Annotated in this window: 23 protein-coding genes and 2 tRNA genes; 9 read left to right on the top strand and 16 right to left on the bottom strand. The window is 66.8% G+C overall.

Translation table 11 applies throughout. From position 1 onward, the window contains the following. Positions 1 to 42: 42 nt before the first annotated feature. A complete protein-coding gene (locus OCK02_RS05035) occupies positions 43 to 1,434 on the bottom strand; it encodes a calcium-binding protein (RefSeq protein ID WP_263811849.1) in 1,392 nt (463 codons plus the stop codon). A gap of 191 nt (positions 1,435 to 1,625) precedes the next feature. Further along, entirely contained in the window at positions 1,626 to 3,572 is a 1,947-nt protein-coding gene (locus OCK02_RS05030) for a BTAD domain-containing putative transcriptional regulator (RefSeq protein WP_263811848.1), read from the bottom strand. Positions 3,573 to 3,692: 120 nt separating this feature from the next. On the opposite strand from OCK02_RS05030, the gene OCK02_RS05025 reads away from it, so the two are divergent. Next, the gene (locus tag OCK02_RS05025; protein ID WP_263811847.1) at positions 3,693 to 4,466 is read left to right on the top strand and encodes a DUF1194 domain-containing protein; all 774 of its coding nucleotides are present in this window, start codon (positions 3,693 to 3,695) and stop codon (positions 4,464 to 4,466) included. Positions 4,467 to 4,707: 241 nt separating this feature from the next. On the opposite strand, the gene OCK02_RS05020 is transcribed toward OCK02_RS05025, so the two are convergent. The 4 genes from OCK02_RS05020 to OCK02_RS05005 form a co-directional block, all read right to left on the bottom strand. Then, positions 4,708 to 5,667 carry a bile acid:sodium symporter family protein gene (locus tag OCK02_RS05020; RefSeq protein WP_263811846.1) on the bottom strand — a complete coding sequence of 320 codons (960 nt, stop codon included), beginning with the start codon at positions 5,665 to 5,667 and terminating at the stop codon, positions 4,708 to 4,710. 105 nt (positions 5,668 to 5,772) lie between these two features. Further along, positions 5,773 to 7,071 carry an HlyD family type I secretion periplasmic adaptor subunit gene (locus OCK02_RS05015; RefSeq protein ID WP_263811845.1) on the bottom strand — a complete coding sequence of 433 codons (1,299 nt, stop codon included), beginning with the start codon at positions 7,069 to 7,071 and terminating at the stop codon, positions 5,773 to 5,775. Positions 7,072 to 7,110: 39 nt separating this feature from the next. Further along, positions 7,111 to 8,850 carry a type I secretion system permease/ATPase gene (locus OCK02_RS05010; protein WP_230803005.1) on the bottom strand — a complete coding sequence of 580 codons (1,740 nt, stop codon included), beginning with the start codon at positions 8,848 to 8,850 and terminating at the stop codon, positions 7,111 to 7,113. 223 nt (positions 8,851 to 9,073) lie between these two features. Further along, a complete protein-coding gene (locus OCK02_RS05005; protein ID WP_263812203.1) occupies positions 9,074 to 9,631 on the bottom strand; it encodes an MgtC/SapB family protein in 558 nt (185 codons plus the stop codon). A 186-nt stretch (positions 9,632 to 9,817) separates the two neighbouring features. On the opposite strand from OCK02_RS05005, the gene OCK02_RS05000 reads away from it, so the two are divergent. Next, positions 9,818 to 9,894, top strand: a tRNA-Pro gene (locus OCK02_RS05000). 213 nt (positions 9,895 to 10,107) lie between these two features. Here the strand turns inward: OCK02_RS05000 and OCK02_RS04995 are convergent. The 3 genes from OCK02_RS04995 to OCK02_RS04985 form a co-directional block, all read right to left on the bottom strand. Beyond that, a complete protein-coding gene (locus OCK02_RS04995; protein ID WP_230803003.1) occupies positions 10,108 to 10,428 on the bottom strand; it encodes a hypothetical protein in 321 nt (106 codons plus the stop codon). Between the two features lie 219 nt (positions 10,429 to 10,647). Then, entirely contained in the window at positions 10,648 to 11,820 is a 1,173-nt protein-coding gene (locus tag OCK02_RS04990) for a DUF3095 domain-containing protein (RefSeq protein ID WP_263811844.1), read from the bottom strand. A gap of 166 nt (positions 11,821 to 11,986) precedes the next feature. Further along, positions 11,987 to 12,445 (bottom strand): YbaK/EbsC family protein, encoded by a 459-nt coding sequence (locus tag OCK02_RS04985; RefSeq protein WP_263811843.1) that lies wholly within the window; start codon positions 12,443 to 12,445, stop codon positions 11,987 to 11,989. 257 nt (positions 12,446 to 12,702) lie between these two features. On the opposite strand from OCK02_RS04985, the gene OCK02_RS04980 reads away from it, so the two are divergent. The 3 genes from OCK02_RS04980 (at position 12,703) to OCK02_RS04970 (ending at position 14,318) form a co-directional block, all read left to right on the top strand. Then, positions 12,703 to 13,050, top strand: a complete 348-nt coding sequence (locus OCK02_RS04980; RefSeq protein ID WP_263811842.1) for a hypothetical protein — start codon at positions 12,703 to 12,705, stop codon at positions 13,048 to 13,050. 46 nt (positions 13,051 to 13,096) lie between these two features. After that, on the top strand, positions 13,097 to 13,843 hold the full coding sequence (locus OCK02_RS04975) for a class I SAM-dependent methyltransferase (RefSeq protein ID WP_263811841.1): 747 nt from the start codon (positions 13,097 to 13,099) through the stop codon (positions 13,841 to 13,843). 145 nt (positions 13,844 to 13,988) lie between these two features. After that, on the top strand, positions 13,989 to 14,318 hold the full coding sequence (locus tag OCK02_RS04970; protein WP_263811840.1) for a hypothetical protein: 330 nt from the start codon (positions 13,989 to 13,991) through the stop codon (positions 14,316 to 14,318). A gap of 112 nt (positions 14,319 to 14,430) precedes the next feature. On the opposite strand, the gene OCK02_RS04965 is transcribed toward OCK02_RS04970, so the two are convergent. From OCK02_RS04965 to OCK02_RS04950, 4 genes are all read right to left on the bottom strand, one after another. Next, positions 14,431 to 15,420 carry an HAD family hydrolase gene (locus OCK02_RS04965; protein ID WP_263811839.1) on the bottom strand — a complete coding sequence of 330 codons (990 nt, stop codon included), beginning with the start codon at positions 15,418 to 15,420 and terminating at the stop codon, positions 14,431 to 14,433. Positions 15,421 to 15,570: 150 nt separating this feature from the next. Continuing rightward, positions 15,571 to 15,975, bottom strand: a complete 405-nt coding sequence (locus OCK02_RS04960) for a DUF1398 domain-containing protein (protein WP_263811838.1) — start codon at positions 15,973 to 15,975, stop codon at positions 15,571 to 15,573. Positions 15,976 to 16,040: 65 nt separating this feature from the next. Then, positions 16,041 to 16,502, bottom strand: a complete 462-nt coding sequence (locus OCK02_RS04955) for a MarR family winged helix-turn-helix transcriptional regulator (RefSeq protein WP_263811837.1) — start codon at positions 16,500 to 16,502, stop codon at positions 16,041 to 16,043. Between the two features lie 116 nt (positions 16,503 to 16,618). Beyond that, a tRNA-Gln gene (locus OCK02_RS04950) sits at positions 16,619 to 16,693 on the bottom strand. 433 nt (positions 16,694 to 17,126) lie between these two features. On the opposite strand from OCK02_RS04950, the gene OCK02_RS04945 reads away from it, so the two are divergent. Both OCK02_RS04945 and OCK02_RS04940 read left to right on the top strand, forming a co-directional pair. Then, positions 17,127 to 17,423, top strand: coding sequence for a cupin domain-containing protein (locus OCK02_RS04945; protein ID WP_230802994.1), 297 nt, complete (start codon positions 17,127 to 17,129; stop codon positions 17,421 to 17,423). A 281-nt stretch (positions 17,424 to 17,704) separates the two neighbouring features. Then, positions 17,705 to 18,643 carry an MBL fold metallo-hydrolase gene (locus OCK02_RS04940; protein ID WP_263811836.1) on the top strand — a complete coding sequence of 313 codons (939 nt, stop codon included), beginning with the start codon at positions 17,705 to 17,707 and terminating at the stop codon, positions 18,641 to 18,643. A 51-nt stretch (positions 18,644 to 18,694) separates the two neighbouring features. Here OCK02_RS04940 and OCK02_RS04935 read toward each other — a convergent pair whose 3' ends face one another. Next, positions 18,695 to 19,597 carry a DUF1499 domain-containing protein gene (locus tag OCK02_RS04935; RefSeq protein ID WP_263812202.1) on the bottom strand — a complete coding sequence of 301 codons (903 nt, stop codon included), beginning with the start codon at positions 19,595 to 19,597 and terminating at the stop codon, positions 18,695 to 18,697. Between the two features lie 364 nt (positions 19,598 to 19,961). Here OCK02_RS04935 and OCK02_RS04930 point away from each other — a divergent pair, with 364 nt between their 5' ends. Both OCK02_RS04930 and OCK02_RS04925 read left to right on the top strand, forming a co-directional pair. Continuing rightward, positions 19,962 to 20,387, top strand: a complete 426-nt coding sequence (locus OCK02_RS04930; RefSeq protein ID WP_263811835.1) for a hypothetical protein — start codon at positions 19,962 to 19,964, stop codon at positions 20,385 to 20,387. 88 nt (positions 20,388 to 20,475) lie between these two features. After that, the gene (locus OCK02_RS04925; protein ID WP_263811834.1) at positions 20,476 to 20,736 is read left to right on the top strand and encodes a hypothetical protein; all 261 of its coding nucleotides are present in this window, start codon (positions 20,476 to 20,478) and stop codon (positions 20,734 to 20,736) included. 34 nt (positions 20,737 to 20,770) lie between these two features. Here the strand turns inward: OCK02_RS04925 and ppdK are convergent, their stop codons facing one another. Both ppdK and OCK02_RS04915 read right to left on the bottom strand, forming a co-directional pair. After that, positions 20,771 to 23,446, bottom strand: coding sequence for a pyruvate, phosphate dikinase (gene ppdK / locus OCK02_RS04920; protein ID WP_263811833.1), 2,676 nt, complete (start codon positions 23,444 to 23,446; stop codon positions 20,771 to 20,773). Between the two features lie 191 nt (positions 23,447 to 23,637). Next, the gene (locus OCK02_RS04915; RefSeq protein WP_230802989.1) at positions 23,638 to 23,784 is read right to left on the bottom strand and encodes a hypothetical protein; all 147 of its coding nucleotides are present in this window, start codon (positions 23,782 to 23,784) and stop codon (positions 23,638 to 23,640) included. Between the last annotated feature and the right edge of the window lie 10 nt (positions 23,785 to 23,794).

Here is a 23,794-nt window from a genome sequence, read left to right as displayed (position 1 = left end):
TTCAGGCCGAAGGTCTCGCGAGGACAGGCCTCGGACAGAGCCTCAGACGAAGCTGAAGTCGTCGGCGGTCACGGTTGTGCGTGGGGTCAGCATCGTAAACGACACCGCATCCGCATCGCCGGTCCCGTCCGCGTCGAACATCAGCCGGCCGGAGGCCTTGTGGTAGATGATGCGGTCGTCGGCATCGAGCGCCGCCTTGCCCCTGACGAAAGCATCCGGATCGAGGGCGCCGGTGGCGGTGCCCGCAAAGACGGCGCCGTCCAGCCGGATCTCGTCGGTGCCGGAGGAGAAGTCGATGATCCAGTCGACATTACCGCGGCCGGGCTTCGTGTCGAAGACGAAGGCATCGCTGCCCTTGCCGCCGATCAGAACGTCGCGGCCGGTTCCGCCGTCAAGCACATCGTCCCCCTTGCCGCCGCTCATGACATCGTTGCCCTTGCCTCCGTCGAGGAAATCGTCGCCGGCGGCGCCGCGCAGGCGATCGTTGCCAGCTCCGCCTTCCAGCGTATCGCCGAAATCGCTGCCCGTGATGCGGTCGTTGCCGCCCAGCGCTGCGACCAGCACGGCATGGTCGTAGGCCTTATAGCTGACGACGTCCTTCGCTCCGCTCAGGGTGATCGTCTCTGCCGGCGGCGCGACCGTGATGGTGATGGTGGCGTAGCCGCTATTGGCCTGGCCGTCGGTGGCGTAGACGGTGAAGGTGTCGGTGCCGGTGAAGCCTGCTTCGGCAGCATAGTCGAAGAGATTGCCGTTCAGGAAGGGGTGATAGTGGAGGCTGTCGAAGTAGTGGCCCTGCGGAAAGGGATAGTGCCCCTCCTGAAACCGCGTCTCCTGCGACAGCGTCCCATGGTCCGGGCCGTCGACGACGACGAAGGACAAAAGGTCGTAGTCGGCATCCGACGCGGCAAAGGCGACGTCGTCGAGCGTCTGCCCCGACACAAGGGTGAAGCTCATGTCGGTGGTGACCGGCGCGTGGTTGACGAAGGGATCGGGCTTGAGAACGCCGTCCTCCAGGATGATCTCATGCCTGCCGTACTGGGTGTTCTGGCCGCCGAAATATTCGGTGGCGCCCTGCCAGGCCACGGTGATGTCGTCGGGGCTTTCGGCGGTCACTGACAGGATCTCGGTCGAGCGGTAGGCCGCCCGCGCGGACAGGGTGCGGATATAGTTGCCGTCGTTGTCGAAGACGATCGTGTCCACCGTCGTATATGTCTGGGTGCGGCCTTCATTGGTGAAGGTGGTGAGGGTGAAGAAGCCGTCGAAGACGTCGATGGAGGCGATGTCGATCGAGCCGAACGGGAAGTCGGCGACGGCGCCGACCGGCCCGTGGACCTCGCCGTCGCTCCCGGTGATGCGAAACAGGATCGCATCGGGGCTCTCGTTGTCGACGTCGTTCCAGACATCAAGCTCGCTGCCATTGCTCAAGGTGGGCATCGTGATTTCCTTCGCTCTTGGGAATCGGAGGGTGCGTGTCCTTGGACGGGCGCAGACTAACGGCGCGCGTCAGGCGATCAACCTGCCAGATCGGGCGGGGCGGCCGGTTACCGGGCTTGGGCAAAACTGTGCGGCGGCGGGACAGGGAGAGGAGCTGGGAGAGACGATGCGACGGGCGGGGACGCCGCCCGTCAGAGAAGTCCTGCTGCGCCAAGGCGCTCCGTCAGCCAGTCGCGGTAGCCCTCCGCGCGGGCCAGGAGGAGGCGCTGGAGGTATCGGCCATCGAGGGACGGCGTCGCCTGGCGGACATGGTCGACGTCCGCCCTCGCCCGCTCCGTCTCCCCCAGGGCGTCGTGCGCCGCCGCCCGCAGAAGGCGGGCCCAGTGATATTCCGGCAGGACCGCGAGGAAATGGTCGAGCCCGGCGACCGCCCGCTCGAACTCGCCGGACGACAGATGGGCGTCGGCACGGAAGAGAAACACCGGGTGATAGCCGGGGTTGATCTGGTCGGCCTGGTCGAAGGCCGCGTGCGCCTCCTCGATCCGGCCGGCGCAGGTCAGCCCCGTGCCGAGCCAGGTGTGGAATTCGGCGTCGTTGGGATTGAGGTCGGTGGCGCGGCGGAGCGCATCGAGACCGGCGCGGACGTCGCCCAGATAGGTCTGCGCGAGGCCGAGGGCGCTCAGCAGATAGGGCTCGCGATCGTTCAGCCGGAGGCCGGCGAGCACGCGGTCGCGCGCCTGCCGGAACGCCTCCTGCGGGTCTTCGGTCCAGCCGTTGAAGGCGCAGTGGAAATCGGCCCAGGCCAGGCTCTCGCGGACGAGCACATGGCGCGGATCGGCCTCGAGCAACCGGTCGCACAGCCGGCGCGCCAGCACCATCCCCGCCCTCGTCGGCCGCTGGATGTGATAAAACACCTGCAAATAGAGCTGCTCGGCGCCGGCATTCTCCTGCGGCTCGGCATCGGCGTCGCCGGCGGCGTGCCACATCAGGATCTGGTACAGGCTGCCGACAATGGCGCGGATCAGCCTGTCCTGCCCGTCGGCGGCATCGAGCGCTGTCGCCGGATATCGGCGGCTCCAGATCTGCGTGCCGCTGTGCACGGAGACCAGTTGCACCAGCACCGCCCCGCCCTCCTGCGCGGCTTCGCAGGACAGTTCCACCACATAGGCCGCATTCACGCGGCGACCGATCTCCTCCATCGTGAGATCCTTCGTCCTCAGCGCCAGCATCGTCGCCGCCGCGACCACCGAGACGGGCGAGAACCGCCCCAGTTCGGCGATCATCCGCCGCGTCAGCGTCTCCGTGACGCCGTCGAGGGCGTCGTTGCGGGAGAGATTGACCATCGGCAGGACGGCGACCCGCGGCCGGTTCTGCGCTGTGGGACTGTAGGCCGGCGGGCCGTCCGGGGCCGGGATGCCGCCGGCCTCGCCACGGATGTGGTCCACGAGCTTCCGCGTCTCGGGGTCCATCGGGACGCCGAGGCCGCTCTCCAGCAGCGCCTGCAGCGTGTCGCAATGGCGCAGGGCGCGGGCGCGCTCGCCGCGTTCGAGGTGGCCGCGCAGGATGACGCGGTGGGCGGGCTCGTGATAGGGATCGTGCAGCAGGGTGCAGCGCGCCGCAGCCAGCGCCTGCCCGGCATCGCCGGCCTTCTCCATCGCCACGGCAAAGGCCGTCAGGCAGTCGATCAGGCGGTCGCGGTGACGGTCGCGTTCGATGTGCAGCCACGTATCGAGCGTCTCATCCTGGAAGCTCAGCCCCTCCAGCAACTCGCCGTCATAGCTGTCGCCGGACAGGTCCAGCCATCCGGTCGCGGTCGCTTCCGCAAGGGCATCGACATCGCAGGCGAGCGCGCCCTTCTCGATCCAGCCGGCGGCATGGTCGATCACGACGGGCGACGGGCCGTGGCCCTCGACGGCGTGGCGGATGGCGAAGAGGGCCTGCCTGAGGCTGTTTCGCGCATGCTCCTCGTTCTGCTCGGGCCACAGGAGGCCCGCGAGCTTCGAGCGCGGGACGGGCTTGCCGCCGGCCAATGCCAGCATGGCGATCAGGACACGGTGCTTGCGTGACGGAATGGCGATGCTTTCGCCATTCGGGGCGAGCAATTGGAACCGGCCGTACAAGCGCAGCGAAAAGCGCATCGGATCCTCGCAGAAAGCCCGAATCCCATTCTTCATGTAACGCTAATTTAACGGCGCAAAAGCGGCAAGCTGGCATAGTCGGACCCATACCAGGCTGAACGCGGGGGCGGAGGTTCGGGTATGATCAGGACATTTCTGGGGATGATGGTCGTATTGGGGATGATGGTCGCATTGGGGGTGACGGCCGCACCGGCTGCCGGTGCGGCCCCTTGCGTCGATCTGGCGCTGGTGCTGGCCATCGACGGATCCGGCAGCATCACGGATGACGAATTCACCTTCCAGACGAGCGGGATCGCGACCGCGCTCCGCACCGGCGAGGTCCGCCATGCGCTGGAAACGGCGGGCACGGTGGCGCTTTCGGCGATCTTCTGGGGCGACGGAGAATTCGCGGTGCAGAAGGTGCGCTGGCACGTCGTTCAGGGGGGCATCGGGCTGGAGGCGTTCGCCAGCGAGATCGAGCGGGCACCGCGCACGGTCTACGGCAATACCGATATCGGCAGCGGGATCTGGAACGCGCTGGACATGCTGGCCGATCCGAAATTCTGCGCTGCCCGGACGCTGATCAACATCTCAGGCGACGGCCGGGAGACGATCGCGCCCAAACGGCGGCAGGTCGCGTCGCTGCCCTCGGCGCGCCAGCGGGCGCGGGAGATGGGCGTCACCATCAACGCCCTGACGGTATCGGAGGACGTGCCGGACCTCGCGGCCTATTTCGAAAAGTCCGTGATCGTCGGCGCCGGGGCTTTCGTGATGGATGTCAGGCGCGGCAGCGATTTCACCGCGGCATTCAGGAGGAAGCTGGTGCGGGAACTGTCGCCGCAGGCGGTAGCCGCCCTTGAGGGGCACGGCGCCGGACGCTCTGGCGATCCGGCGCCGTGGTCGGCTCAGAAATAGAAATACCAGATCAGAAGCACGACGAAGAGCGGAACGCCCATCAACCACAGAAGCAATGCCCGAAGCATGTTGTTCTCCCTTTGCAAAAACGCTGGGGAGAGAACGAGCGACCGGGCCCTTTGTTCCTTGGCGTCCCCACTGATCCCTGGGCTCCGCTTTCGCGCCGCCGGCATAAACGGAACGGCCCCGCGCCTTCTTGTGCGCGGGGCCGCTTGTCATGTCCTGAGCGGGGTCAGCGCCGTCAGCGCGTGGCCAGAGCCTCGTCGGCGGTCTCCTCGTTCGGCACGCGCGCGAAGTAGTTGGCGATCAGGGCGCCCGAGATGTTGTGCCAAACGCTGAAGATGGCGCTCGGGACGGCTGCGACCGGAGAGAAATGCGCGTTCGCCAGGGCCGCTCCCAGGCCGCTGTTCTGCATGCCGACCTCGATCGCGATCGCCTTGCGCTTGGCAATCGAAAGTCCGCTGACCTTCGCGGCGAGATACCCCAGGAGGTAGCCGATGCCGTTGTGCAGGACGACGACGAGGAAGATCAGGAAGCCGGTGCTGGCGATGGCGGCCTTGCTGGCGCCGACGACGGCGGCGACGATCAGGACGATGCCGACGACGCTGACGAGCGGCAGCGCCGGGACCGCGCGGGTGACGATGCCGGGCACCAGCTTCTGCAGGGCGAAACCCAGCGCCAGCGGCAGCAGCACGACCTTGATGATGCTGATCAGCATCGCCATGGCGTCCACCGGCAGATACTGGCTGGCAAACAGCCAGACGAGGAACGGCGTTACGACAGGGGCCGCCAGCGTGGTGACGCTGGTGCAGGCGACGCTGAGTGCTACGTCGCCCTTCGAAAGATAGGTCATGACGTTGCTGGACGTGCCGCCGGGGCAGCAGCCGACGAGGATGACGCCGGCAGCCACCTCGGGCGACATCGGGATCAGCATCGTCAGGATCACGGCGATGGCCGGCATGATGATGAACTGCGAGGCGACGCCGATGCCGACGTCCACGGGACGGCGCGCGACCTCGCGGAAATCGTCGAGCGACAGCGTCAGGCCCATGCCGAACATGATGATGCCGAGCAGCGTGACGATGTAGGGCGTCAGTTGCTTGAACGTGTCGGGGAGGACGAAACCGAGGACGGCGAAGAGGATGACCCAGAGGGCGAATGTCTTTCCGACAAAGGCGGAAAGGGATGCGATGGCTTTCACGACAGTCTCCAAAACGAAAAATCCGCCCCGCAGTACGCCCGCGGGACGGAGGTTTCAATCGCGAATCTCACAAACTTGCTTCCAGCCGCCTTCCGGCGACAGAAACTATCGCTCGCGGAAGGCCTTGGCGAAATAATCGGCAAGCGGCTTGACCAGATACTCCAGCGGCGAGCGCTCGGAGGTCTGGATGAAGGTCTCCACCGGCATGCCGGGCATGACGTGCTTGTCCTCGCCGAGCTTCAGCATCTCGCCGGCATCCGGCTTGATTTCCGCCTGGTAGTAGGTCGCGCCGGTGCGCTGGTCCTGCAGCACATCGGCGGCCACCTTGGTCACATGGCCGAAGATCTCCGGCGTCGAGCGGTGGTCGAAGGCGCCGAAGCGGATGTGGGCCACCTGTCCGACATGGACCTGGTCGATCTGGGTCGGCGAGATCTGCGTCTTGATGACGAGGTCGTTTTCCTGCGGGATGATGAACATCAGCGCATCGGCCGGCTTGATGACCGAGCGCAGCGCATGCACCTGCATGCCGAGCACCACGCCCGGGACCGGGGCGGTGATGTCCATGCGGCTCAGCGTCTCGTGCTTGGCGGTGCGGTTTTCCTTCAGTTCGGCGATCTTGGCCTCGATCTCGCGCAGCGACGTCGTCGCCTCCTCGCGCATGTCGGAATCGATGTTGAGGACCGCAAGCTCGATCTCGGCGACCTTGCCGGCGTTCTCGGCAATGCTCGACTTGGCCTGGCTGATCGTGCCGGAGATCTCGGCCTCCTCGCGCTGCAGTTGCAGAACGCGGCTGGCATTCGTCAGCGACTGCTTCAGGAGCTTGTTCTGCGCCTCCAGTTCCTGGCTGATCAGCCCGAGCTGTGTTTCGAGGGCTGCGATACGGCTGTCGAGACCCTCGTTCTGCTTGGCGATCTGGTTCTTGCGCTCGGTCAGCTGGCCGATCTGCTTGTCGCGGGTCTCGCGACGGGCCTTCATCAGCCGGGTCTGGCCGTCGATGATCTCGGCCACTTCCGGATCGGTCTTGGCACGCTCGACCATTTCCGGATCGAAGCGGATCTCGTCCTTCTCGTCCTGCTCGGCGATCAGGCGGGCGGCGGTGCCCATCAGGCTGTAGAGCTGGCTCTCGATGACCGCGAGTTCCGACTGGTCGAAGGTGTCGTCGAGGCGCATCAGCACGTCGCCGGCATTGACCCGGTCGCCTTCGTGCACGTTGATCTTGCCGACGACGCCACCGGTGAGGTGCTGCACGACCTGGCGGTTGCTCGCCACCTCGATGATGCCGCTGGCCACGACCGCGCCGTTGATCCGGGTGAAGGCCGCCCATGCCGCCATGCCGCCCAGCAGTACGAAGACGGTGGTGTAGCCGATGAGAGCGTAGTTGCGCCCGCTCCAGGTCTTGTTCATGGTACTCATATCCTGTTCCGTCTGGTGCCGTCAGGCGTCCTACTTGTTGCTGCCGCCGGTGCCGGTGCCCGGGACGACCTGGGCATGGTTGCGCAGGTGCGCGCGCAGCACTTCGTCGCGCGGGCCGAAGGCGAGGCGCTGGCCGTTCTCGAGGATGAGAATGAGATCGCATTCCTCGATCGCAGCCGGCCGGTGCGCCATGATGACGACGGACTTGCCCTCGGCCTTGAGATTGCGGATGGCGAGGTTCAGCGCCATCGAGCCCTCGGCGTCGAGGTTGGAGTTCGGTTCGTCGAGCACGACCAGCACGGGATCGCCGAAGAGCGCGCGGGCGAGGCCGACGCGCTGCTTCTGGCCGCCCGAGAGGCGTCCGCCATTGGGCGGCAGGCGGGTGTCGTAGCCGTCCGGCAGGCGCAGGATCATGTCATGGGCGCCGGCCTTCTTGGCCGCCGTCACGACCTTCTCGGCATCCGGATTGACCTGCATGCGGGCGATGTTCTCGGCGACCGTGCCTTCGAAGAGCACGACGTCCTGCGGCAGGTAGCCGACGTGGTCGGCCAGCCCGTCGAAGCCGTACTGCTCGAGCGAGGCGCCGTCGAGGCGGGCATTGCCGCCGGCCGGCGGCCAGATGCCGGTGAGGATGCGGGCCAGCGTCGACTTGCCCGAGGCGCTCTGGCCGATGACGCCGAGCGCCTGGCCGGGGGCGAGCTCGAAGCTCAGCATGCGCAGGGTGGCGACCTTCTCGCCCGGCGGGATGGCGGTGACCTGGTTGACCTCGAGGATCGCGCGCGGCTTGGGCAGGGCCGTGCGGCTCTCCTCTTCCGGCACCTTGGACAGGAGCTCCGACAGCTGCCGCCAGCCCTGGAAGGCGCGCTGGACCAGCGACCACTGGCCGATGGCGCCCTCGATCGGGGCGAGCGCGCGACCGATGATGATCGAGCTTGCGATCATGGCGCCGGCCGAGATCTCGTTCTGCAGCACGAGATAGGCGCCGAGCGCCAGGATCGCCGACTGCAGGAAGACGCGGAAGGTCTTGGACGAGATGGCGTAGAAGCCGTTGCTGTCGCTGTAGCGGATATTCGCCTCGAGCGCGCGGTCGCGCAGCACCTGCCAGCGGGCGGCGACCGAGCGGCGCATGCCGAGCGCGCGAACGGTGTCGCTCTCCTTCTGCAGCGTCTGGGTCATCTCGTCGCTCTGGCGGCCGGCCACCATGGCGCGTTCCTGGTCGCCCTTGGTGCCGTTCTGGTTCAGCCAGGTGAGCGCCACCAGGACCAGGCCGCCGGCAATGCCGAGGATGCCCATCCAGGGATGGAACATGAAGATGACGAAGAGGAAGAACGGCGTCCAGGGAATGTCGAATACGGTGAAGACCGCCGGCGACGACAGCACCTTCTGGATGGCGTCGAGGTCGCGCATGCCGGTCAGCGTGGAAATGCCGCGGGCGTTCAGCCCGGTGCGGTCGAGCACGGCGTTGAACACGCGCTTGTCGAACTTCGCCTGGAACTTCGCGCCGACGCGGGCTGCAAGGCGGGCGCGGATATGGTCGAGCACACCCATGATGGCAAAAAGGCCGACGATCAGGCCGGTCAGCGCCACCAGCGTCGCCTCGGACCGCGAGGCGAGCACGCGATCGTAGATCTGGAGCATGAACAGCGGCCCGGTCAGGACCAGAAGATTGACGAAGAAGCTGAACAGCCCCATCGCGAGAAACGCCTGGGCGCTCTCCTTCAGTGCGGCGCGAAGTTCGTCCGCACCGGCAGTGTCAGCATGAATTGCCACGTTTTGCCCTCTTTCCACCGATGGTCGGCATCGACATCAAAACACGAAAAACCTGCCACGCCGGTCCGTCAGGGCGGCCCGCGACAAAGGCAGGTGTGTCGTCTCAGAGTAAAGACGATATACGATCGGTATTATTCACAAATCAATAGTACAAAATGGCGGTAAAAGGGCATTTTAGAGACATCTAAAGCAAAATTCTACCATGTCGTTCAATTCGGCACGGCTAAACCCGTTTTGCCTCGTCCGCCCCGGAAATGGACTCCCCTGCCGCCGGTTGCGTGCCGGCTTCGTCCCCTGCCCCTTCCTGCGCCCCCGCGCTGTCCGTTACCAACCGCCCAAGTATATTGAGAACCACGAGACAGGCAAGGGTTGAGAAGGCGGCGATCGCCCAGTATCCGAGCCCGACCGACAGACCGACGCCGCCGGAAAGCCACATTCCGGCCCCGGTGGTCAGGTTCCTGACCTTGCCTTGCGAGAAGATGATCATGCCGGCGGCAAGAAAAGCGACCCCCGAGGTCACCGCCTCGACGACCCGCAAGGGGTCAATGCGCACCTGTTGGTCGTCGAGATGATGCAGGTGCACCATCTCGACGGAGATGACGGCGATGACCGCGGCGGCGAGGCTGACGAGGATGTGCGTGCGCAGGCCGGCGGGGTGGTTGCGCGTCTCGCGCTCGAAGCCGATCAGGGCGCCGAGCAGGACGGCGCCGGTCAGCCGGGCGAAGATCACCGCCAGCGGCAGCTCGGTCGTCGCGAAGATGTCATCGAGGATCGCCTGCATCCCCCACGAACGCACACGCCCGGCGGAAGTTCCGCCCCGCCCGCATCGCATCCGCACCCGGCAGCGCGGATTGCCTCCGGGCCAGCCCGGGCACCGGCCTGCCCGGCGGGCGGCATGCGTGAATTTTTTTTGATTTTTTCCGCTTGTCGAAACCGAAACCCTGTTCTATACGGACGCCGCTGGTCACGGAGTGTAGCGCAGCCTGGTAGCGCACCTCGTTCGGGACGAGGGGGTCGAGTGTTCGAATCACTCCACTCCGACCAGCTCGAAAAGCCCGCTTCCGCGGGCTTTTTTCGTTTTCGGCATGGCCAGACCGACGCGCTAGTCGCCGGCCCCGCGGATGCAGAAGGCGCCTGCGAGCAGGAGCAGGGCGGCGCATTGCATGAGAAACATCGGCAGTTCAGGTGACATGACGTGATCCTCTTTGTCCAGAAGAGGTGGGGCAGTCGCGCGGTCCGTCAATCGCCGGTCGCCGATCATTGGCCGAAATCCGGCACATAAAGACACTGCGTCCGGCCCTTGGGCCCGAAATTGCCGAGGCCGGCGCAGCGATGGAAGCGGCCGTCGGGAGAATGCTTGATCGGCCAGCTGTCATAGCCGATGACCTCGCCGGTGGTACGCACCAGCCAGCCCTCCTTGGTCGCCAGGATCTCCTCGTCGGGAACGGGCATGCAATCGCGGTTGGAACAGCATTCCAGATCGTAGAAGCTGTGCGCCCGGGCGAGCCGCGGGCCACCGGACGCCATGGTGCCGCCCACCACCACGACGAACACGAGAACAGGGCGTACCAGTCGCATGCGTCCCTCCTCCTCCGGCCCGGCCTGCGGTCGGTTGCGGCACGCCTGAGCGGCCAGCCCGCGCCGGTCGCTCCCTGGCAGCGGCCCCGAATCCGGATCCCGAATTCGGGCGACCTTCCGCAGAATGCGTGCGGATCTTGGCAAGATCGCGCCCGGTCGCGGCGGCGGACGCCTTTTTTCGCGGCAGGGTGAGCGGACGGGCGCGTGGCGCGGCGTGCTTCAGGCGGCGCTGGCGCCCGGGCGCATCGCGCTCTTCAGCCGGCTTGCGGCAAGCGCATAGCCGCCGGCCGCACCGTCGATGAAATGGACATGGTCGCGCGCGAGCGGGGTGGGCACGACGCAGGTCATCAGCGCGGACGCCTGCCGGTGCAGGCCGAAATGGCAAAGGCCGGCGAGACGTGCCTCCTCCAGCCGCGCCTCGATGGCCTCGATCCGCTGCGGCTCGAGATCGAGCGTCATCTTCAGACCGTCGTCGAACTTGCGGAAATCGGAATTGGCGACGATGTCGTCGCGGTAGCGGCGCGGGTCGAAGCGGCCGAGGGTGAGACCGAACAGGGTCAGCACCCGCATCAGCACATATTGCAGGGCGATGAAGAGCTTGCGCCGCCAGCGTCGTCCCGGCGGCACGGCCGCCCGCGCCTCCATGTCCAGCGAGGCGCGGCTGATGCCGAGCTCGAGGCCCTCGACGTCCAGCGGCCGGCCGCCGCGCGTCTGGCTGGCGGCGAGTGCGACGACGTCGGCGATCAGGGCCCGGAAGGCCTCCTCGGAGGCCCCTTCGGCGGGAACGGCGATGATCGAGACGATCTCGCCGTTGCGGGCGGAAATCGGGTTCCAGCGGCAGGAAAGGCCGACGAGTTCGGGGCGGGTTCCGGGCGGCGCCATCGGATTGGTTTCCAGCCCCGCCTTCATGCGCCGTTCCGCCCAGGCCGCGCCGCCGCCGGCGAACATGGCGTAGGAAACGAGGTCGCTCGCCGCGTAGCGCGCCACCAGCACGTCCTGTCCCGCATCCCGGATCGCGGCGACCGGCACGACCGCACCGCGCATGACGAAGCCGAGTTCTTCCAGCGACCAGCGCTGGACGGCCGACAGCCCGCTCCTTGCGGCGCCGGCCAGCGAAGGCGGAACCGCGACCATCGCCCCGTCGCCGCCGAAGGCATAGGGCAGGTCGTGGCGGCCGGTCGCGTTCAGGACGCCGGAAATGACGCTGGCGCCGGCCATGTTGACGGCCTTGTAGCGGCCGGCCTCGATCGCGCCGGTGGAATCGACGATGTCGGCCAGCACCAGCACCCAGCCATCCGGCAGCGGATGATAGTTGCGCGCGTTCGCCACGTCCTCGAAATCCGAGAAACTCGGGAGATTGCGGAAGAAGTCGTCGCTGCTGCCGTCGGCCATGGGATCAGCCTAACATGGAAGAGTGCGGGGTCGTTGCGCCGAAGTCGCCTATGGATGGGATATAGCAAGTCTCGACGATGCGTCCCATAGAACCGAAGGGTACCTGTCATCGCGATCCGGCATTACATCACCTGTCGTTTCGGATGATTGCTTCCGGCCGATCGCCTCACTGGCAGACGTCGACCCAGGTGCCGCCGACAAGCTGGACCATCTTCTCGGTGGGGATGCGGACGGCGGCATTGGTGGCGCCGGCGGCGGGCACGACCTCGTCGAACGGCTTCAGCGAGACGTCGCAATAGATCGGGATCTCGGAGGGAAGGCCGAAGGGGCAGACGCCGCCTACGGGATGGCTGGTGACGTCCACCACCTGCTCGGCATCGAGCATGCGCGCCTTGCCGCCGAAGCGATCCTTGAACTTGCGATTGTCGAGGCGGGCGGTACCGCTGGCAACGATCAGCATCGTCTCCTCGCCGACGCGCAGGCAGATGGTCTTGGCGATCTGCTCGGGCGCGACGCCATGCGCGGCGGCGGCGAGCGCCACGGTGGCCGAACTCTCCTCGGTCTGGAGGATTTCGATCTCGGGCGCATGCGCCTGAAAGAACTTGCGGACGGATTCGAGTGTCATGGCGTCATGGATACCGGGGCCGCGCCGCCGAGGCAAGCGCCGGCAACCTGCGCGGGCGGCCGCCTGCCGTCTTGCCCCCCCTCGCAACCCATCGCGAAAGTGTTGCAATTCGGCCGAACTTCAAGGCGCGGTGAGGTGGACAAGCGGCGGCGGCGCAAGAAGCGATTCCCCTGGAGCCGTCCCCTGCGCTAGAGCACGGATCGCGCTCCCAAGAGCTTCGCCCGCACAACGCCCGCACAACGCCAAAGGATTTGGCCATGACCTTCCGCTTCGCCCTCCTGGCAGGCCTCGCGCTTGCCGTCACCGGTTGCACCTCCGTTGCGCCGTCAGCGCCGACCACGCCGCTCGAGAGCCGCTGGGTCGGCCGCACCGCCGGCGAGTTCTTCGCCGCCTACGGCCCGCCGATCAACGACATCGCCGGCGCGAACGGCATGACCCTCTATGCCTGGCGCGGCGGCTACATCAACCGCAGGGCCTGCCAGGTTGAACTCGCCGTCAGCGAGGATTACCGGATCCGCAAGATCCGCACCGTGATCGACCGCAAGGACCCGAAGGGCGGCCCCTCGCACTGCGAACGGGTGCTGGACGCCGCCCCCAAGGCCTGAACGAAGGCCGGGCGCTGACGAGAGATCGGAGAAGAGGAGACATCGCATGCCCGCCTTCGATCGCCTCTTCGACGACGCCGACCTTGCCGGCTTCTACGACTTGGAGAACGGCTGGGGCTCAGATCTCGACACCTGCCGCGCCCTTGCGGCCGATGCCGGGTCGGTGCTGGACCTCGGCTGCGGCACCGGCGAACTGGCGGTCTCGCTTGCCGGCGGGCGCCGCGTGGCCGGCGTCGATCCGGCCGCGGCCATGCTCGACATCGCCCGCGCCAAGCCGGGCGCTGCGGCCGTGCGCTTCATCGAGGGCGACGCGCGCACGATCCGCCTCGGCGAGACCTTTGACCTGATCGTCATGACCGGCCATGCCTTCCAGGTTTTCCTGACGGAGGCGGAGCGCGCCGTGCTCGCCACCATCGCAGCCCACCTGTCGCCTTCCGGCCGCTTCGTCTTCGACAGCCGCAACCCCGCCGTCCGCGAATGGGAGGAATGGGTGCCGCAGGCTTCTGAGCGCGACCTCGTCCACGACCGGCTCGGACCGGTGACGGCGTGGAACGACGCGGCGCACGATCCCGCGACCGGCATCGTCACCTACGAGACGCACTATCTGGTCGCAGCCGACGGGCGGCAGCTTTCGGCGACATCGCAGATCCTGTTTTCAGACAGGGACCTAATCGAGGCCCTCCTTGCCGAAAGCGGGCTGACGGTCCAGCGCTGGGCGGGCGACTGGCAGGGCGGGGACTGGCATCCGGGCGCGCCCGAGATCATTCCGATCGGCGGCCTTGCCGCGGCTTGAGGACAAGGCTGCAAAAGGCCCGCAATCCCGGCCCGCGCTAACCGATCGTTAAAATTTTAGAATATCCTTTCATTCTGCAATAAGAGCGTTTCTTAAGCCGGCGGCAATAGGCGGGGGGCGATCATGGCGCCATGCTGGAGGGCGTATGATGCACCCGAAATTTGCCGAGCATAGGCAGGGCGACCAACGTCGCGGCCTGCCGCTTGTGTCAGCCATTCCGGGCCTGATCTGTGTCGGGCTCGTGTTCTTCATCTTCGACATGCTGAGCGGCGCCGGGCTGGTCGCCGCCTTCGGCGCGGCCGTGGCCGATTGCCAGATCAAGGGCAATATCGACCTGGTCGACGGCACCCGCGCCTACTACCTGCCCGGACAGGATCGCTACGGCGCGATCCGCATCCACCCGGCCGACGGCGAGCGCTGGTTCTGCAGCGAGGAGCAGGCGGTGGCAGCGGGCTGGCACCGGGCGCTGCGCTGAAGCAGGCCGGGGACCGCCGCCGGTTCCCCTGCCCCATCGACGCGCAAGACCGTATCATCCGGATCCACAGCGTCACCGTGCGTGGCTGGCTGCGGCCCTCCCCGCTGCGGCATCACGGGTCGAAGGGGTAGATCTTCTTCCAGTCGTCCTTCATGTCGACCACCTGCCAGCCGCGTTCGCCGGCCTCGTCCAGCGCCTTGTCCAGCCTGCCGAAATGCGATTTCCGGTCATAGGCATATTCGCGGACGGCGTCGGTGTGGTGGACGATGATGCCGAGCGAAGGGTGATTGCCACTCGTCACCCAGCGCAGCATCTCGTAGTCGCCGTCCGAATTGCCGGCGGCGAAGATCGGGCGCCGACCGATGAAGGTGTTGATGCCGACCGGCTTGCCCGGGCCGTCGTCTATGAAGTCGATCTTCGGCAGCCGCTCCAGCACCGGCTTGTCGTCGACGACCCTGTATTCGGTCACGATCGAACTGCCGACCACCTGTTCGGGCGGAACCCCGTAGGCGCCCTCCGTCATCGGCCGCATGAACTCGATGCCGCCGCCGGAGACGATATAGGTCTTGAAGCCGTTTGCGCGCAGGTATTCGAGCAGTTCGATCATCGGCACGAAGGTCATCTCGTCATAGAGCTTGCCGGTCTTCGGATGGCGGGCGGTGGCAAACCAGTTGGTGACGATCGTCTCGAAGGCCTCTGTCGTCATGCCGGCATGGGTCACCATCGCAAGCTCGACGAGGCCCTTCTGACCGCTGTCGGCGATGGCTGCGAGGTCGCCGGCGAGGATCGAGCGGAACGGCTCCTTCTCCTGCCATTCGGGATGCTCCGGCGCCAGCGCCTTGACGCGGTCGATGATGAAGCCGAGCTGGAAATAGAACGGCTGCTCCGACCACAACGTGCCGTCATTGTCGAACACCGCGATGCGCTCGGCCTGCGCCACGTAGTCGGGACCGCCCTCGGTGGTGACGCGTGTCACGAAATCGACGATCGCCTGCCGCCGGGCACCGTCGTTCCAGGACGGCAGGTCCTGCGCCAGCGCGGTTGCGGGAAGAACGAGGATGATGAAAAGCACGCGCAGGGCACGGGACACGACACAGGACATGGCTCTCCTCCAGCGGTCACGGGCAACACGGTGCAACGCCGGCCCCACGCCGAGACGGCCACTCTATCAGTCCAGCGACAGTAATGCATGCTGCACCGCAATCTGCGGTGCCGAGGCCGGGGCAGCTCGAAAGCCCGCCCCGCACCGGTCCTACCGGTCCGGAAAATGCTCGACATGGGTCTCGGCCGTCCGGCCGAAATAGACGACGCGGCGGCCGGAGAAGGAGACGATGTAGCCGGCGCAGCCGTGTGCCTTCGCGTTCTGGCAGAAGCCCCTGTAGGTGTAGTCGGGCCCGTTCGCCTGCGCCCGCCGCACCTCCGCCTCGATGCCGGCTGCGTTGAATCTGGCGGCGACCTTGCCGTCGGAGGGCTCGTTGTCGAGGACGACGCTGCCGCCATCGGGGAGATAGTAGGTGGTGGTGGCGCACCGGTAGTCGACGAGGTATCCCTCGAAGCCGGCGGCCATCAGCGTGTCGACGATCCCGGGAAAGGCCATCGTGCCGGCATAGGAGGCCGAGAGGCAATTTTGGGCAATCGTGTCCAGATGCGCGTCCATGGCGCACTCCTTTGTCGGTGTGTGTTGTTGTTACTTCGTGCGGCGGCGCGATCCAGGGTCAGGACCTAGTCGGTCGTAACTACCGCCAGCCCCCGCCCGGCGACGATCTTCCTCAGGAGCCTGTCGAGTTCGCCGCGCTCCTCCTCGTCGAGCACGCCGAAGAATTCCGTGTCGTTGCGGTCGGCGAGTGCTGCCAGCATCGGCACCCGCGCGCGGCCCGCAGGCTTCAGGGCGAGCGTCTGGGCGCGCTTGTCCGCAAGGCTCGCGCCGCGCTCGACCAGTTCCTTGGCGACGAGCCGGTCGGCAAGCTTCGAGATCGCCCCCCTCGTCATCCCCATCGCTTCGGCAAGCGCGGATGGCGAGACCGTCTCGAAGTCGAAGAGCATCCGCAAGAACACCCACTCCGCCACCGTCACCCCCTCGTCCTCGAGCTTGCGCGCAAAACCCTGCGAGACATTGTTCGACACCGCCCGGAGCCAATAGCCCAGGTGGGATTCGAGGGAGGATACGGATGCTGCTTCGTTCATAGTCGGACCAATTTGTTGACTAGGAAAGTATATGAGTTTTGTTTCCTAGTCAACTATAAAGACCGACGGGAGCCGGGAACGGGATATGTGGCGGATCGGAGGCAGGGCATTAATGATGGCTGGGGCGCCAGGATTCGAACCTGGGAATGCCGGTACCAAAAACCGGTGCCTTACCGCTTGGCGACGCCCCAGCATGCGGGCCGAAGGCCCTGCAGGCCGGAGCCTGATAGCAAAGGCAAAAGCGGCGGACAATCCATAATGTCGGTCGGGCGCAAGTTTCTTTGGCGGCTGCCGGAGCGGGATGCCGGCAGGGAGCGACCGGCCGGGGGCAATCGGTCCCGGCCGGTCCCCGGGGCCGGTTTTTTGGGACCGCGGCTCGGCGGCGGCGCTGGATGCTCGTCGGCGGCGGAGTAGCTGAGCAGTCGCCGGCGGCGGTGCGGGCGGGTGTTTGTCCGCTGCGGGGAGCGGCCGGCCGCGGGGCGGTGCCTTCCGCCGGCGGCGGCCGAAAGCCACGAATTTCGATTCTTCAATGTGCCGGGCTTATCGGCTAGTGTCGGGCATGCGGCCAGACCGTTGTCCTTCCCCTGGCCGGCCATGGCGCCGGCGTCCTTTTCGGAGATCCGCATGAGCCCGTTCCGCGCCCGGCCGCCGGCCACCTCGACGCTTCTTCTCGATGACGCGATGGTCCGGGTGACGCGCTGGGACTTCGAGCCCGGTGCGGATACCGGCCATCACGTGCACGGGCTCGGCTATGTGGTCGTGCCGATGACGGACTGCGACTTCCTGATCGAGGAGGACGGCGGCGCGCGGCGGGTGCGGCAGGCGGCAGGCGCCGTCTACCGGCGCGAGGCGGGCGTGGCGCACAACGTCGTCAACGGCGGCGACCAGCCGATGAGTTTCATCGAGATCGAATACAAGTGACGTGGCAATGCAGTTGGCCAGTGCCGTTCTGGCCAGAGCGGTTTTGGCCAGTGCGGTCGGCCGGCGAGACGGGCCAGCGAGGTGGCCCAATGATGCGGGCCGGCAAACGGACCAGAGATCAAACGGCCAGCGATTCGGACCGGCGAAACAGGCCGATGGCGCGTGCCGACGGATCGAGCAGGAACCGGCCGAAAAACGGACCCATTGGTGTGGGTTGAGAAACCGGGCCGGTGCGGGCTGACGGACGGCCCGGCGAACCGGCCAGCGAGGATGAGACAGACGTGACAGACGCAGACAAGGACGCAGGCAAGGAAACGGCCCCCGCCTTCGACCTGGCCTTCCGGCCGGCGCATGGCGAGGCGGTGCCGGTGGCGGACAAGGTCCAGCGCATCACCGTCAACAATCCCGGCCCCTTCACCTTCCACGGCACCAACAGCTATATCGTCGGCGACCGGTCCGTGGCGGTGATCGATCCCGGCCCGGAGGACGAGGCGCATTTTGCAGCGCTGATGGCGGCGCTGAAGGGGCGCGAGGTGACGCATATCGCCGTCAGCCACACCCACCGCGACCACTCGCCGCTCTCCCGGCGGCTGAAGGCGGAGACGGGCGCAGTCGTCGTCGCCGAGGGGCCGCACCGCTCGGCGAGGCCCCTGCACGCGGGCGAAGCCAACCCCTTTGCCGAGAGCTCGGACACCGACTTCGTGCCGGACATCGCGCTCGGCCACGGCGAGCGCGTCGAGGGGGACGGCTGGTCGCTGACGGCGCTCCTGACGCCCGGCCATACCGCAAACCATGCGGCCTTCGCCCTGGACGGCACCGGCATCCTCTTTTCGGCCGACCACGTGATGGCCTGGGCGACGACGATCGTGGCGCCGCCGGACGGCTCCATGGCCGACTACATGGCCTCGCTCGACACGCTGATGCAGCGCGACGACCGGCTCTACCTGCCCGGCCACGGCGGGCCGGTGACCGATCCGGCCTCATTCCTGCGGGGGCTCAGGATCCATCGCAAGATGCGCGAATATGCGGTGAAGGAACGCATCCGCAAGGGCGACCGGCTGATCGCCGACATGGTCCGGGTGATCTACAAGGATACCGACCCGCGCCTGCATGGCGCCGCAGCCCTGTCGGTGCTGGCGCATCTGGAGGACCTGGTCGAGCGCGGCGAGATCGTCACCGACGGTCCACCGCTCCTGAAGGGGATCTACCTGCCGGCGTAAGGGTTGCACGGCCCTGCCCCAGCGCCTGTCATGGCGCCCTAACCGGCAGCGTCAGTTGCCCGCGATCCCCAGCAGTTCGGCGTCCAGCGCCTTCAGGTAGCGGTCGGCGAAGGCGGCGCCGAGGCCGAGGTCGTGCGGGCCGTAGCGCGAGGCGACGCGCATGTCGACCAGGGCCGTCTCCTCCTCCTCGCGCAGGCGGATGGAGACGTCGAAGCGGAAGCCGAAGACCAGCGAGCGCCATTCGCCCTGCAGCAGCACGTCGTTCGGTCCGCCGATCCGCGGCAGGAAGCCTTCCTCCAGCGGCCGGGCGGAGGGAACCGGGACGACGGTGATCGCGCTCTCGCCGCCAGTATCCCCGTCCGGCTTGACGGCGAGGTCCTCGAGGTCGGAGATGACGTTTTCCAGCCCTGCCTCCCCGGTAAAGACGATGCCCTGCTCGTCGGCGACCTTGCGCACGCCCTCGAGCACGCGGTCGAGCGCGCCCTCGTAGCGCCGGCCGGTCAGCTCAGGATAGGCGGCCGCCTGGATCTCGCGGTCCTGCAGCGTCACCGGCGGGCGGGCCAGAAAATCCTGACGGGCGACGGGCACCTTCAGCCATGGCGGCGAGGCGAAGGGATCCGTCGTCACGTCGTAGATCATCGGCCGGGTGACATAGGCATAGGCCGCATAGCCAGCGATCGCAAGCGGCGGGGCGGCGAGAAGAAGGGCCAGGAAGGCCGCCTTGCCGCCGCGCGCGCCGACCCGCCAGAGGCGGATGAAGCCGACGCCGGCAAGGACGACCGCCAGCGCCGAAAGGGTAGCGCCGCCTCCCGCCAGCACCAGGAAATGCGGTGTCGTCAGCGGCCCGAAGCGGTGGGACAGAGCAGCGGCGAGGCAGACGACCAGCCCGATCCAGGCGAGGCGCCGCGCCCAATGGGCGGAATGGGAATAGGGCCGTTCATATCGAATGACCATTGCCATCGGGCCGATCCTCGCTGCCAGTCTCGCGCCAGTCCGGGGAAGCCGGAGCGCACCTTCGATTGCTTCTCAAGGATACGCGTTCGGCACGCATCCTCAAATCCCGAATATCTGCAAGGAACCTTCCGGCTCCGCCGGCGTTCTCTTGTCGGTCGCCGGGTCGAACCGGCGCCCGGCGCAGTATTGCCGCGCATACTGATGGCAGGGATGGTCGCGTTTCGTCAATGCGGCCGCTACACTTATAAGTGGAACATGACGCAAGGGCCCCGTTTGTGCTTGTGTGCCGCAAAATTGCCACGCTCCTTAACGATTTTTTCCTGGGGACAGGTCAGACGGGCAAGCAACAGGGAGAGGTTTACCGATGCTGCAGACACCGACGAGCGTTCAGGCACAGCCCCTGGCGCTGCCGCCGCCATCCGAAAATCCGGCCAGTGATCCGGCCGACGACGCGGTCCCGGCCCTCGAACTGGTGGAACTGGAACTGTCGCTCGACGGTCTCACGGTGGACGAAGAGGGCGGCTTCTCCGAAGCGGTCCGTCGCGCCGCCGGCACGCTCGGCGGCGAATTCCTGTTCGACCTGCCGGCTTCCGGCCTTGCCGAGGACTGCCAGCGCATCGCCGCCCTTCGCATTCCCGAGGCGAACGGCAAGGGGATGAAGATCGTCTTCGCCCTGCTCGACGGCAGCGCGATCCGGGTCGAGGATCCGGGCGAGGAAACGAGCGACCTGAAGAACTTCGCCCATTCCTTCGTCGGCGTTCTGGAGCGCATGCGGCGATCGCTGCAGTAATACCAACCTGCAGCCGCCTTGCAGCGGCCAGTGCGGCCCCTATATTTCCTTCATGACGAGGGCGGTTTCCGCCGCCATGGAGGTCCGAATGCGCGCGCCCATCCTGTTCTCGGTGGCTGCGGCAGCCGCATTGCTCGCGGGCTGCCAGACGATCACGCCCGAGCAGCGTCGCGCCGCCGACGAGAGGCAATGCCTCGACTACGGCTTCAAGCGCGGCACCAGCGCCTTTGCCACCTGCCTCCAGCGCATCGACCTCAATCGCGACGCCGACCGTCGCGCCTTCCTCTATGGCGATGCCGGCTGGTACGGCCCCCGCCCCTACCGCCGCTGGTACGGGCCCGGCTGGTAGAGGCCGGCTTCCCGACAATCCCCGATCGCTGCGGTCAGCGGCCGTTGCGGCGCCCGGCAAAGGCCGCCTGGGCGGCGGCGAGGCGGGCGATCGGCACGCGGAAGGGCGAGCAGGAGACGTAGTCGAGCCCGGCGTCCTCGCAGAAGTGGATCGAGGCCGGATCACCGCCGTGCTCGCCGCAGATGCCGAGCTTGAGGTCGTTGCGGGTGCGGCGGCCGCGCTCGGCGGCGAGCTGGATCAGTTCGCCCACGCCGTCGAAATCGAGCTGGACGAAGGGATCGCGCTCGACGATGCCCTTCTGCAGGTAGGTATTGAGAAATTGCGAGGCGTCATCGCGCGAAATGCCGAAGGTGGTCTGCGTCAGGTCGTTGGTGCCGAAGGAGAAGAACTCGGCCGATTCGGCGATCACATGGGCGCGAAGGGCCGCGCGCGGCAGCTCGATCATGGTGCCGACCAGATATTCGATGTCGACGCCGGCCTCGGCGATGACCTCCTTCGCCACCGCCTCGATGCGGGCCTTGACGTAGTCGAGCTCGCTCTTCAGGCCGACGAGCGGCACCATGATCTCGGGCACGACGGCGGCACCGGTGTCCCTTGCCGCCTGGCAGGCGGCCTCGAAGATGGCGCGGGCCTGCATTTCGGCGATCTCCGGATGGGAGATGGCGAGGCGGCAGCCGCGGTGGCCGAGCATGGGATTGAACTCGTGCAGCGCATCGACGCGCTGGCGCAACTCGGCCGGATCGAAGGAGAGGCTGGCTGCGACCTCGGCGATCTCCTCGTCGGTCTTGGGCAAAAATTCGTGCAGCGGCGGATCGAGCAGGCGGATCGTCACCGGAAGCCCGTGCATGATCTCGAACAGCTCGACGAAGTCCGAGCGCTGCATCGGCAGGAGTTTCGCAAGGGCCGCGCGCCGGCCGGTCTCGTCCTCGGCGAGGATCATCTCGCGCATGACGTTGATGCGCCCGTCCTCGAAGAACATATGCTCGGTGCGGCAGAGCCCGATGCCTTCGGCGCCGAAGGAGCGCGCGGCGCGGGCGTCGGCGGGCGTCTCGGCATTGGTGCGCACCTTCATCCGGCGGGTCGCATCGGCCCATTCCATGATGCGGCCGAAATCGCCGGACAGTTCCGGCTGCAGCATGGGGATCGCACCTTTCAGCACCTGCCCCGAGCCGCCGTCGATGGTGATGACGTCACCCTTCCTGAGGGTCACGCCCTGCGCGATCAGGAGCTCGTTGCGCAGGTCGACGCGAAGCGTTCCGGCACCCGAGACGCAAGGGGTGCCCATGCCGCGGGCAACGACGGCGGCGTGACTGGTCATGCCGCCGCGGGTGGTGAGGATGCCTTCGGCGGCATGCATGCCGTGGATGTCCTCCGGGCTGGTCTCGACCCGCACCAGGATCACCTTGCGGCCTTCCTCCTGCGCGTGGACGGCTTCTTCGGAGGTGAAGACGATCTCGCCGGTGGCGGCCCCCGGCGATGCCGGCAGGCCGGCGCCGATCACCTCGCGGCGCGCGCGCGGATCGATCGTCGGGTGCAGGAGCTGATCGAGCGATGCCGGATCGATGCGGGCGACGGCCTGCTCCTTGCTGATCAGCCCCTCCTCGGCCATGTCGACGGCCATCTTCAGGGCCGCCTTGGCCGTGCGCTTGCCGGAGCGTGTCTGAAGCATCCACAGCTTGCCGCGCTCGATGGTGAACTCGAGGTCCTGCATATCGCGATAGTGGCGCTCGAGCCTCGTGCAGATGTCGGTGAACTCGGCGAAGGCTTCGGGCATCAGCTTTTCCAGCGAGGGCCGGTCGGATCCGGACGCGATGCGGGCGCCTTCGGTGATGTTCTGCGGCGTGCGGATGCCGGCGACGACGTCCTCGCCCTGCGCGTTGACCAGGAACTCGCCATAAAGCGCATTCTCGCCGGTGGACGGATTGCGGGTGAAGGCGACGCCGGTGGCCGACGAATTGCCGAGGTTTCCGAACACCATGGCCTGCACGTTGACGGCGGTGCCCCATTCGGCGGGGATGTTGTGCAGGGTGCGATAGGTGACGGCGCGCGCGTTCATCCAGCTGGAGAAAACCGCGCCGACCGCGCCCCACAGCTGGATCTCGGGGTCCTGCGGGAAGCTTTCGCCTAGTTCTTCCTCGATCGTCTCCTTGTAGCGGGCGATGACATGCTGCCATTCCACGGCGGAAAGCTCGGTATCCTGCTCGTGGCCGAAGCGGGCCTTCTCGTCCTCCAGGATCTCCTCGAAGACCTCGTGGTCCAGCCCCATGACGACATCGCCATACATCTGGATGAAGCGGCGGTAGCTGTCCCAGGCGAAACGGGCATCGCCGGCGTCGTGACCGAGCGCCTGGACGGTCTCGTCGTTGAGGCCGAGATTGAGGACGGTGTCCATCATGCCCGGCATCGAGGCGCGGGCGCCGGAACGGACCGAGAGAAGCAGCGGCCGCTCGTTGTGGCCGAAGGTGCGCCCGGTGATCTCCTCCATCCGGCGAAGGCCGTCGCGAACCTCGTTCTTCAGGCTGTCGGGAACGGTCCGGCCGTTTGCGTAGTAGTGGGCGCAGGCATCGGTGACGATGGTGAGGCCGGGCGGCACCGGCAGGCCGAGATTGCACATCTCGGCAAGATTGGCGCCCTTCCCTCCCAGGAGATCGCGATCGGCCGCAGCCCCCTCGGCGCTTCCCCCGCCGAAGGTATAGACCCACTTCTGCATTGCTGTTCTCCACCCGAAACAGTCTATTGTGACAGATTTACAGCATATGGCACGGATTGGGAACGGATCGGAAGGCAGAAAATGCTGCGCCGCAACATTAGCCGACGAAGGTCGAGGCCAAGGGCCGCTCAGACAGGCGGAAAGGCACCGGGCCGGCCATCGCAGGGCCGGCTACGGCGCCCGGATCTCCGTCAGTTCTCCTGGACCGACAGGCCGTCTTTGCCGATCTGGATCTCGACCCCGTCGGGCTTCTTCTCTTCCTGGTAGGCATAGTAGGAAAAGCCGGCGACGACGACGATGAGCGCGCCGATGATCATGTAGAGTGCGTTTCTTGACATCAATGTCCCC

Origin of the sequence: Rhizobium sp. TRM96647 (assembly GCF_025780115.1) — a bacterium.
Lineage (GTDB): Bacteria > Pseudomonadota > Alphaproteobacteria > Rhizobiales > Rhizobiaceae > Mycoplana.
This window is presented reverse-complemented; position numbering and strand designations above follow the sequence as displayed.

What these genes read in the sequence shown, in the direction of transcription:
- OCK02_RS05035 (WP_263811849.1), bottom strand. Translation starts at nt 1,434, where the DNA reads ATGCCCACCTTGAGCAATGGCAGCGAGCTTGATGTCTGGAACGACGTC.
- OCK02_RS05030 (WP_263811848.1), bottom strand. Translation starts at nt 3,572, where the DNA reads ATGCGCTTTTCGCTGCGCTTGTACGGCCGGTTCCAATTGCTCGCCCCG.
- OCK02_RS05025 (WP_263811847.1), top strand. Translation starts at nt 3,693, where the DNA reads ATGATCAGGACATTTCTGGGGATGATGGTCGTATTGGGGATGATGGTC.
- OCK02_RS05015 (WP_263811845.1), bottom strand. Translation starts at nt 7,071, where the DNA reads ATGAACAAGACCTGGAGCGGGCGCAACTACGCTCTCATCGGCTACACC.
- OCK02_RS05005 (WP_263812203.1), bottom strand. Translation starts at nt 9,631, where the DNA reads ATGCAGGCGATCCTCGATGACATCTTCGCGACGACCGAGCTGCCGCTG.
- OCK02_RS04995 (WP_230803003.1), bottom strand. Translation starts at nt 10,428, where the DNA reads ATGCGACTGGTACGCCCTGTTCTCGTGTTCGTCGTGGTGGTGGGCGGC.
- OCK02_RS04990 (WP_263811844.1), bottom strand. Translation starts at nt 11,820, where the DNA reads ATGGCCGACGGCAGCAGCGACGACTTCTTCCGCAATCTCCCGAGTTTC.
- OCK02_RS04985 (WP_263811843.1), bottom strand. Translation starts at nt 12,445, where the DNA reads ATGACACTCGAATCCGTCCGCAAGTTCTTTCAGGCGCATGCGCCCGAG.
- OCK02_RS04980 (WP_263811842.1), top strand. Translation starts at nt 12,703, where the DNA reads ATGACCTTCCGCTTCGCCCTCCTGGCAGGCCTCGCGCTTGCCGTCACC.
- OCK02_RS04975 (WP_263811841.1), top strand. Translation starts at nt 13,097, where the DNA reads ATGCCCGCCTTCGATCGCCTCTTCGACGACGCCGACCTTGCCGGCTTC.
- OCK02_RS04970 (WP_263811840.1), top strand. Translation starts at nt 13,989, where the DNA reads ATGATGCACCCGAAATTTGCCGAGCATAGGCAGGGCGACCAACGTCGC.
- OCK02_RS04965 (WP_263811839.1), bottom strand. Translation starts at nt 15,420, where the DNA reads ATGTCCTGTGTCGTGTCCCGTGCCCTGCGCGTGCTTTTCATCATCCTC.
- OCK02_RS04960 (WP_263811838.1), bottom strand. Translation starts at nt 15,975, where the DNA reads ATGGACGCGCATCTGGACACGATTGCCCAAAATTGCCTCTCGGCCTCC.
- OCK02_RS04955 (WP_263811837.1), bottom strand. Translation starts at nt 16,502, where the DNA reads ATGAACGAAGCAGCATCCGTATCCTCCCTCGAATCCCACCTGGGCTAT.
- OCK02_RS04945 (WP_230802994.1), top strand. Translation starts at nt 17,127, where the DNA reads ATGAGCCCGTTCCGCGCCCGGCCGCCGGCCACCTCGACGCTTCTTCTC.
- OCK02_RS04935 (WP_263812202.1), bottom strand. Translation starts at nt 19,597, where the DNA reads ATGGTCATTCGATATGAACGGCCCTATTCCCATTCCGCCCATTGGGCG.
- OCK02_RS04930 (WP_263811835.1), top strand. Translation starts at nt 19,962, where the DNA reads ATGCTGCAGACACCGACGAGCGTTCAGGCACAGCCCCTGGCGCTGCCG.
- OCK02_RS04925 (WP_263811834.1), top strand. Translation starts at nt 20,476, where the DNA reads ATGCGCGCGCCCATCCTGTTCTCGGTGGCTGCGGCAGCCGCATTGCTC.
- ppdK (WP_263811833.1), bottom strand. Translation starts at nt 23,446, where the DNA reads ATGCAGAAGTGGGTCTATACCTTCGGCGGGGGAAGCGCCGAGGGGGCT.
- OCK02_RS04915 (WP_230802989.1), bottom strand. Translation starts at nt 23,784, where the DNA reads ATGTCAAGAAACGCACTCTACATGATCATCGGCGCGCTCATCGTCGTC.